Source organism: Verrucomicrobiales bacterium, from assembly GCA_016793885.1.
Lineage (GTDB): Bacteria > Verrucomicrobiota > Verrucomicrobiia > Limisphaerales > UBA11320 > UBA11320.
Genome location: JAEUHE010000188.1, coordinates 1 through 2,905, shown reverse-complemented (window position 1 = coordinate 2,905; position 2,905 = coordinate 1). Strand labels below are relative to the sequence as shown.

Below are 2,905 nucleotides of genomic sequence, written 5' to 3'. Positions count from 1 at the left end.
CTGACGTTGTAGGGATCGGTCGAAAAGTCTCAATCGAGGTAACCATTTTTCTTGAGCCAATGACCGATGGCCTCCGCCGCAATTCCCTGTTGGGTCCATGGCTCCATCCGTTGAATCTTACGATCGAGCGAAGCTCTCATGAGAGCCGGAATCAAGTCCACGGGAAGGCGAAATGAAGCATACGCCCAGCCCGGTGGTTGAGGAACAGGTTTTTGTCTCGTTGCCTTTTGTCGCGGCGGAGTCTCCTCCAGAATGGTAGCAACCCGATCTGGAACGAGCACCGGCCTCTCGACTTGTGGCTTCGGAGTTCCCTCCTTGATCAGAGCCATAGCTTCGGGTGACAACTCAACCGTTTGCAGTGCGGCGCTCATCGATCGTCGTGGCTGATTCATAGACTTCCCTCAAAACATTCTGAATCTCTGTGGCGGCGTCTTTGGCTCTGAGTCCCATTCTCCACACGACGGTTCCTTGCCCAGCCGCATCGGCGTAGGCCTGCCGGAGCCGAATAGGACTGGTCGCCGGAATTGCCAGCGTCCCCACCGTTTCCATGAATTCCTGGCTCAGTCGATATTGAATTTGCAGCCGGTTGGGAACAATCCAGCCCGAGGGTATCCCCTTTCGAATGTCCTGGATTTGCCGAACGACTCGGATTGCCTCCGTCACCGCCCGCAGATCGACTACCGACGGACCGCAGGGCAATAGAGTGATATCCGCAAGAAAGAGAATCGTGCGAGTGAGCTCCGAGAGCCCTCCGGGGCCATCTACCACGATATGATCAAACTGGGTCTGAAGCTTCGGTAATTGGTCGAGCACATCGTCTGGTGTTGGTAACCGGAAGATGGGAGTTTCGGGCGAGGCTTCTTGAAGCCAAGTAGAAGATGATTTTTGAACATCGGTATCGATCAGCGCAACCTTGTGTCCCTGGTCGTGGAGCCAAGCGGAGAAGTGCACCGCCAGGGTCGACTTGCCCACTCCCCCCTTCATATTTGTGAACGCCCAAATCATCGTGTGCCTCCTGTACATTACCTAACAGGCAAACATGCATTCTCACAAGAGGGCATTTTTACAAACTCACATGCATGCTTGTGAACAACCTCACAAACATGCAAACATGCTTTAGGGATTTGAGACAGAATTTCACCGGGAATCCGGACAGGTGGATACCGGGAACCGAGACATGGATTTACCGGGATTTGAGACAGGTTTTACCGGGAAATGAGATAGGGGGTAGTGGGAACCGGGACAGGTTTTACCGGGATTTGAGACATAAAAATCGCTGCAACCCTTTGATTTTATTCACGAATTCCGGACATAACTTCTAACTCTGTTCTTATAACTTAAAACATAACAACAATAGGGGCGGTTGTTGTTGTTCTTTTTTCAGGGAGGATAGTTTGGAATCAAAGGAAGGGAAAATGACCTTGCCGAAGGTTGCCGAGGGTAAGGATGAGCTCAACTTGGCTGAGTTTCCGTTGTCAGCGATCGCTGATCGGTTGGATCCAACTCAGAAAACGATGACGTTTGAGGACCGTATTTGGGATGGTAACCGAGGCGAGATGGTTACCCGCCAACTGACTATCACTGCATCCGATCAACACGGCCTTCCCACCGCTCTCGATGACGAAGTCATTCTCGGGCTGGTCCAACTCTCCAAACTTCAGAAGTTTTCAGACAGGAGGGTATCGTTTTCTCGATACCAACTCATTCAGCTCTTGGGATGGAGGCACGAGACCAAGAGTTACGAGCGTCTCGAAAAATCTCTCAACCGGTGGGTGGGAGTGACGCTTTATTACCAGAATGCTTGGTGGAGCAAGGATGATCAGTGTTGGGTGAACGAAAAATTTCACATCCTGGACAATGTGTCGCTTTTCACGAAGGACGACACACCCAAACGCAGCCGCAACCAAGCCAAGCTTCCGCTCTCCACATTTGTCTGGAACGATGTGCTCTTCCGCAGCTTCCGCGCCGGGAACCTTAAGAGCATCGATTTTGACTTCTTCCGCAGTCTCCGAAGTGCGGTCGCTAAGCGTCTTTATCGTTTCCTGGATAAACGGTTTTTTCATCGTGACCGTTGGGAATTCAACTTGAAGGAGGTTTCGTGGGAACACATTGGCCTGTCCCGGCGGTATGACACTGCGAACTTGAAGCGAAAGCTTCGTCCTCCGATACGAGAACTCGAGGAGCGGGGATTCCTTCAGCCGCTGCCCGAGGAACTCCGGTTTGCCAAAGTCCGTTCTGGGGATTGGCGAGTAATTTTTGAGCGAGTGAGACCCGTCGAAAAGCCACCTGAGCAGAATGCCTTGACCCAGGCCTTGGTTCAAAGGGGCGTCACCCCAGTAACTGCTTGCGAGGTGGTGGGCGCTTACCCGTCCGACCAGATCGAAGCGCGCCTCGAGGTGTTTGATTGGCTTCAGGCCAAGAAGGATCCCAAAGTCACTCGCAATCCCGCTGGATTCCTGGTCGCCTCCATCCGAACGGATTACAGCCCTCCCAAAGGCTTCGTGAGCCGCGAGGAGCGAGATCGTCAGAACGAAATCCGTATCAAGGGACGGCAGAAAGCCGAAGAGCGTGAACTTGCCGCACGTGCTCGGGAGGAAGCCAAAGTAAGGGAGAAGGATGCAGAAATTGAGAAATTTTGGAATTCCCTCTCGGAAACCGAACGGAGCCGCGCCCAGGGCGAAGCATTGGCTCGTGCTAAGCCGTTTGAGAGGGAGTTGGTAGGCAAGGGTGGGACCTTAGGGAAAGTCGCTCTGAAGGCGATTCTGGAGGCTTACGCGCTAAAGCTGATGGGGGTCGGGGTCTGAAAGGAGCGGGCGGTTACGCTTAGAGGGGGAACGCGGTCCGGGAAGAGGGGAGCCCGCGTTCGAAATCAGTTTGCACTTGTGCTCTGGGTCCGCACGGCCCC

At 53.5% G+C, this 2,905-nt stretch carries 3 protein-coding genes; 1 reads left to right on the top strand and 2 read right to left on the bottom strand.

Features of this window, described 5'->3' with window-relative positions; translation table 11 throughout:
• Positions 1 to 29: 29 nt before the first annotated feature.
• Together JNN07_21920 and JNN07_21915 are read right to left on the bottom strand one after the other, a co-directional pair.
• Positions 30 to 392 (bottom strand): hypothetical protein, encoded by a 363-nt coding sequence (locus tag JNN07_21920; protein ID MBL9170409.1) that lies wholly within the window; start codon positions 390 to 392, stop codon positions 30 to 32.
• Positions 346 to 1,005, bottom strand: a complete 660-nt coding sequence (locus JNN07_21915) for a ParA family protein (protein MBL9170408.1) — start codon at positions 1,003 to 1,005, stop codon at positions 346 to 348. Before JNN07_21915 ends, JNN07_21920 begins: the two co-directional genes overlap by 47 nt.
• Positions 1,006 to 1,415: 410 nt before the next feature.
• Between JNN07_21915 and JNN07_21910 the strand changes: the two genes are divergently transcribed.
• Positions 1,416 to 2,804, top strand: coding sequence for a replication initiator protein A (locus JNN07_21910; protein ID MBL9170407.1), 1,389 nt, complete (start codon positions 1,416 to 1,418; stop codon positions 2,802 to 2,804).
• Positions 2,805 to 2,905: the final 101 nt, after the last annotated feature.

Bases quoted from the DNA above. Each gene is read 5' to 3' on its own strand.
- JNN07_21920 (MBL9170409.1), bottom strand. From the start codon at position 392: ATGAATCAGCCACGACGATCGATGAGCGCCGCACTGCAAACGGTTGAG.
- JNN07_21915 (MBL9170408.1), bottom strand. From the start codon at position 1,005: ATGATTTGGGCGTTCACAAATATGAAGGGGGGAGTGGGCAAGTCGACC.
- JNN07_21910 (MBL9170407.1), top strand. From the start codon at position 1,416: ATGACCTTGCCGAAGGTTGCCGAGGGTAAGGATGAGCTCAACTTGGCT.